The sequence below is a fragment of the Staphylococcus sp. HMSC34G04 genome (assembly GCF_001838765.1).
Classification (GTDB): Bacteria; Bacillota; Bacilli; order Staphylococcales; family Staphylococcaceae; genus Staphylococcus; species Staphylococcus epidermidis.
Genome location: NZ_KV838754.1, coordinates 11695 through 17769, shown reverse-complemented (window position 1 = coordinate 17769; position 6075 = coordinate 11695). Strand labels below are relative to the sequence as shown.

Genomic DNA, 6075 nt, shown 5'->3' with positions numbered 1-6075 from the left:
TTATTAAGTTCCCGTTTTAAGGGTTCAGTGCCGTTGATAGTCCCAGGGTTTTTATCATGTTTATGCAATTGATAACTTTATTAATAGTAAGTTAATGTTAAAAGTAATGCTTTCTCAAATGTTCTTAAGTAAAATGCGATGATAAAATCAATATGAAGTCAGTTCAACTCAACGCTAATATTTTATTGTTGTGTTTCTGAAACTTTTTTATATCTATCAGCATAATTAGTGAATACACCATCAACACCATATTGATTTAAGTTTCTCATTTGATTTTCATCATCAACTGTATAAGGATGAACTAAAAATCCTAAATTTTTTAAATGTCTTGTGTTCTTAATATTTAAATCTGTGTATTCAGGACCTACTCCAATGGCATAAGATTTAATATTTTTTAAATCTTGATTAGAGGCTTTTTTAAGTTCAAATTTATTCATTAGTCTAATAAGAGGTATATTGGCGTTCATGTGATGTACCTTTTCTAAACTACTCCCTGAAAATGATTGGATCATCACATGTCCATGTTTAAGTGATTTTTGTGTTAACAAGTCATGTTTATCTAATGTATCTAATAATTGCTTTTCCATGCCAGGATAAACATCTGGCGATTTAGTTTCAATATAATAGTTTGCATTTTTGCCGTAGCGATTTAAAATTTCGTCTAAAGTAGGAACTTTAGCATTTTTATATTTATTTTTGGCATATTCAGGATGCTTTCGATTAAACCAGCTTCCTGCATCAAGTTGTTTTAACTCTTTTAAAGTAAACTGGTCGACACGTCCATGGCCATTAGTCGTACGATTGACCTTTTCGTCGTGCATAGCAACCAAGTGACCATCTTTAGTACGTTGTAAATCGATTTCTATGTAAGATGCTCCTAATTCATTATGACTTTTATCATATGCTTCAAAAGTATGTTCTGGAGCGTAACCACTTGCGCCACGATGTGCAATGGTTGTAAATTTCTCCCCAGTTAAATTTTTAGCCCAATGATTATGAGTATCGTTTGTTTTACCACTTACTGAGTCTGATTCAGCTTGTCGTTTAAATGTTCTAGCTGATGATTGATTCATATTAGATGGAATATTTGTGTGTTGTTGTATAGATTTCTCTGATTGGTTTGGTGCTGAGGAGTGGTTCGATGTTTCAGCTATCGTAGGGGAACTTAAACTAGCTAAACCTAGAGTAACGGAAGATAAAGTTGAAATGATCATTTTCTTAGACTTAAACATAAAAACATCCTTTCAAAAATAGTATGTCTACTTAAACGTACATCAATTTGAAAGGATGAAAGGGAATTTTACATTTTTTTTATATAAACTTTGATAACTTAATACAAAATTAAATTTTTGTAATTTTAGATAGCTATAATTTTTAATAACTATTTTGATCCGTTGTCTTTTAATAATGCTTTTGCGACTTTTATTTGATGTTTTACAGATTCTTGACCAGTTGAACCATAGCTTTGACGACGCTTAAGACAATTTTCTGGTGTTAAATAATCATATATATCTTCCTCAATATTTTCATGATGTTCTTGATATTCGCTTAAAGGTACGTCTAATAGGTAAATACCTTTATGAATACAATTTAATACGATTTTACCAACGATTTCGTGAGCGGTTCTAAAAGGTATATTTTTACTGACTAAATAGTCTGCTAATTCTGTTGCATTTGAAAAGTCATTTTTTACTGTTTGATTTAAACGATTTGAATTAACTTTCATAGATGCAACCATACCTTCGAAGATTCTAAGAGATCCTTTAAGTGTGTGTACAGCATCAAATAAACCTTCTTTATCTTCTTGCATGTCCTTATTATAAGCTAACGGTAAGCCTTTAAGTGTTACTAACATACTCATCAAGTGTCCTGTAGTACGTCCTACTTTTCCTCTTATTAGTTCTGCCATATCAGGGTTTTTCTTTTGTGGCATAATAGATGAGCCAGTAGAAAACGCGTCTGATAAAGTGATGAATTTTGCTTCATCAGTCGACCAAAAGATGATTTCTTCTGCAAAGCGTGATAGATGCACCATAGTGAGTGAAATATGATGCAATGTTTCAACAATATAGTCACGATCACTGACCGCATCTAAACTATTTTCATACAGATTTGCGAATCCTAGAAGTTCTTGAGTCAGATGTCTATCTATAGGGTGTGTAGTTCCACTTAAAGCTGCAGCACCTAATGGTGAGATATCTATACGTTTAAGACTATCCACGAATCTACCTTTATCTCTTTCTAACATCCAAAAGTAAGTCATAATATGATGTGCGAACGAGATGGGTTGTGCGCGTTGTAAATGCGTATATCCAGGCATAATTGTGTCAACATGCTGGTCTGCTAATTGAACAATCGTTTGTTGAAACGACGTTATAAGTTCAATAATGTATTGAACTTGTTCTTTAGTATACAAATGCATATCTGTAGCAACTTGATCATTACGACTACGACCAGTATGCAGTTTTCCACCAGCTTCGCCAATACGTTGAATAAGCTCATGTTCAATATTAAGATGAATATCTTCGAGAGAAGCTTTAAATTCAAGTTGACCTTCTTCAAAGTCACGTTGAATATTTTTAAGCTCATTAATGATGGATTGAGCTTCATCATCTGTAATAATATGTTGTTTAGCGAGCATAGTTGCATGTGCAATACTACCTTGAACATCTTGTTTAATTAAATTTTTATCAAAATCAATTGACGCATTGAAATCATCAACCCATTCTTCGGGTTGAGTTTCAAATCTGCCACCCCAAGCTTTATTGCTCATTACTATACCCCCCGTGAAGTAATGCATTAACTTGTGTAGGTAAACCATAAATATCAATGAAACCTACTGCTGCCTCTTGATTGAAAGCATCTTCTTTTGTATAAGTAGCTAATTTTTCATCGTATAAAGTGTAAGGAGATTGTCTGCCATTGACAATAGCGTTTCCTTTAAATAATTTAATTCTCACATCGCCCTCAACATATTGTTGAGTACTATCGATAAAGAGTTTTAAGCTATCTGTTAATGGTGAGAACCACAAACCATTGTATATTTGTTCTGAAAATTGTTTTTCAATGACAGGCTTAAAGTGCGCTACGTCTTTTGTTAATGTAATCGTTTCTAGTGCTTTGTGTGCTTTTAAAATCACTTCAGCACCTGGTGTTTCATATATCTCTCTAGATTTTATTCCGACCATTCTATTTTCAACATGATCAATTCTACCAATACCGTGTTTACCAGCAAGTTGATTTAAGTAAAGAATAAGATCATCTAATTGATACTCTTTGCCATCAACTTGTACTGGAATACCTTGCTTAAATGTAAGGATAATTTCGTCTGCTTCATCTGGAGTTTCTTCTAAAGGTGTAGTTAAATCAAATGCATCTTCTGGAGGAGCGGCATAAGGATCTTCTAAAATACCACATTCATTAGCTCTACCCCATAAGTTTTGGTCGATTGAGTATGGTGAGTCATGATTGATTGAAACAGGAATATTATGTTTAATTGCATAATCAATTTCCTCTTCTCTGCTCCAAGCCCATTCACGAACAGGTGCAAATGCTTTTAACTTAGGATTTAACGCTTTGATTGCCACTTCGAAACGCACTTGGTCATTCCCTTTACCAGTACATCCGTGTGCTATACCTATTGAATTTGTTTTTTCAGCAATTTCAACCAGTTTTTTTGCGATGAGTGGACGTGATAATGCTGAAACTAGAGGATATGCATTTTCATACATTAAATTTCCTTTAATAGCATAACTTACATAATCATCACTAAATTCTTTAGTTGCATCAATAATATGACATTCGACTGCACCCATGTCTAAAGCTTTTTGATATACAACGTCTAAATCTTTACCTTCGCCTACGTCAAGACAGCAAGCAACTACGTCATATCCTTTATCAATAAGCCATTGAACTGCAACACTTGTATCTAAACCACCTGAATATGCTAAAACGATTTTATCTTTCATATTTACACCTCAAATAATTTTTATGATTATCAATATGCATCTATCATATCAGATTGATAATGAAAATAAAACCACTTTTTTACATAAATATTCATTTTTAAATCTAATTATCTTTGGATTTTTAGTTTTAAACACTGTTATAAGGGCGTTCTTGTATATTTTAAAATTTCTGTAAATTGTATATTTGGAGTGGTGGTGCGACTTTTGATATTAAAAATAACTTTTTTTATGAATGGAAAGGTTAAATAAAAAAGCAATTTCCTTTGATAAGTTAGCCTTCAGAATTGAATAGCGCATCTAAACTTAGTAGAATTAGTATAAGTACTTATAACAGGAGGCAATAAGATGACTCACATTCAATTAGACTATGGCAAAACTTTAGAATTTTTTGACAAACATGAACTTGATCAGCAAAAGGATATTGTTAAAACTATCCACCAAACTATTCATAAAGGTACAGGAGCAGGTAATGACTTTTTAGGTTGGTTAGATTTACCTGTTGATTACGATAAAGAAGAATTTTCTAGAATCGTCGAAGCATCTAAACGTATCAAATCAAATTCCGATGTACTTGTTGTTATCGGTATTGGAGGTTCATACTTAGGTGCACGTGCTGCAATTGAGATGCTTACATCTTCATTTAGAACAAATACGGAATACCCTGAAATTGTATTTGTAGGTAATCATTTATCTTCAAGTTATACAAAAGAATTATTAGATTATTTACAAGGAAAAGATTTTTCAGTTAACGTTATTTCAAAATCAGGTACTACGACAGAACCAGCAGTTGCATTTAGATTATTTAAACAATTGGTTGAAGAAAAATATGGAAAAGATGAAGCTAAGAAACGTATTTTTGCAACGACAGATAAATCTAAAGGTGCACTTAAACAATTAGCAGACAATGAGGGTTATGAAACGTTTGTTGTACCTGATGATGTGGGAGGTCGTTATTCTGTTCTTACAGCTGTAGGATTACTACCAATTGCAACTGCAGGTATCAATATCGAATCAATCATGATTGGTGCGGCTAAGGCACGTGAAGAGTTATCTTCTGATGATCTAGATCAAAATATCGCATATCAATATGCAACTATTCGAAATATTCTATATAGCAAAGGTTATATTACTGAAATGTTAATTAATTACGAACCGTCTATGCAGTATTTCAACGAATGGTGGAAACAATTATACGGTGAATCAGAAGGGAAAGATTTCAAAGGTATTTATCCATCAAGTGCGAATTACACAACTGATTTACATTCCTTAGGACAATATGTTCAAGAGGGCCGTCGTTTCTTATTCGAGACAGTGGTTAAGGTCAACCATCCAAAACATGATATCAAAATTGAAGAAGATGCAGATGATTTAGACGGACTGAACTATCTTGCTGGCAAATCAATCGATGAAGTGAATACAAAAGCATTTGAAGGTACATTACTTGCACATACTGATGGTGGCGTTCCAAATATCGTTGTAAATATTCCTCAGTTAGATGAAGAAACATTTGGGTATGTTGTTTATTTCTTTGAATTAGCTTGTGCAATGAGTGGATATCAATTAGGTGTTAATCCATTTAATCAACCTGGAGTTGAAGCCTATAAACAAAACATGTTTGCGCTATTAGGTAAACCAGGCTTTGAAGATAAGAAAAAAGAATTAGAAAATCGTTTATAATTTCAAGTTGAACTTAAAAAATAAGTTTAGGACATAATTCCTAGCAAAATAGCCAGTAAATGAGTTTTTTATAAATTCATTTACTGGCTTCTTTATTTACAATACTTCGTATTGTTGGCTCGCTTTCTTAGGGGACAGCTTCAGCCTGTAGTCTTCAGCTTGTCCTGTTCCCTCAAGAGTCTCGCCAAAATACTTTGTGTTTATATGAAATTTTACACTAAAATATTTTATAAAAATAAGGCACTTTCGTATAATATAATAAATACCAATAAACTAAATTAACGAGGTGCCTTATGTATAAAGATTATAGCATGACTCAACTTACTCTACCATAGGGTTTAAAAGATGTGCCTATCACTATGATAAATATGGTTTTAAACGAGAGTTGAAATTATATGAATGTGATGATTGTTCAGAGTGTCCTCTGAAA

4 protein-coding genes are annotated in these 6075 nt (G+C 32.7%); 1 reads left to right on the top strand and 3 read right to left on the bottom strand.

The window, feature by feature from the left end; genetic code table 11:
* Window positions 1-182 precede the first annotated feature (182 nt).
* From HMPREF3241_RS09895 to HMPREF3241_RS09885, 3 genes are all read right to left on the bottom strand, one after another.
* The gene (locus HMPREF3241_RS09895; protein ID WP_070853648.1) at window positions 183-1232 is read right to left on the bottom strand and encodes a glycerophosphodiester phosphodiesterase; all 1050 of its coding nucleotides are present in this window, start codon (window positions 1230-1232) and stop codon (window positions 183-185) included.
* Between the two features lie 149 nt (window positions 1233-1381).
* Entirely contained in the window at window positions 1382-2773 is a 1392-nt protein-coding gene (gene argH, locus HMPREF3241_RS09890; RefSeq protein WP_070853647.1) for an argininosuccinate lyase, read from the bottom strand.
* A complete protein-coding gene (locus HMPREF3241_RS09885) occupies window positions 2763-3968 on the bottom strand; it encodes an argininosuccinate synthase (RefSeq protein ID WP_002457188.1) in 1206 nt (401 codons plus the stop codon). The genes argH and HMPREF3241_RS09885 overlap by 11 nt, the downstream gene beginning before the upstream one ends.
* Window positions 3969-4313: 345 nt before the next feature.
* On the opposite strand from HMPREF3241_RS09885, the gene HMPREF3241_RS09880 reads away from it, so the two are divergent.
* The gene (locus tag HMPREF3241_RS09880) at window positions 4314-5645 is read left to right on the top strand and encodes a glucose-6-phosphate isomerase (RefSeq protein ID WP_070853646.1); all 1332 of its coding nucleotides are present in this window, start codon (window positions 4314-4316) and stop codon (window positions 5643-5645) included.
* The last annotated feature ends 430 nt before the right edge of the window (window positions 5646-6075 follow it).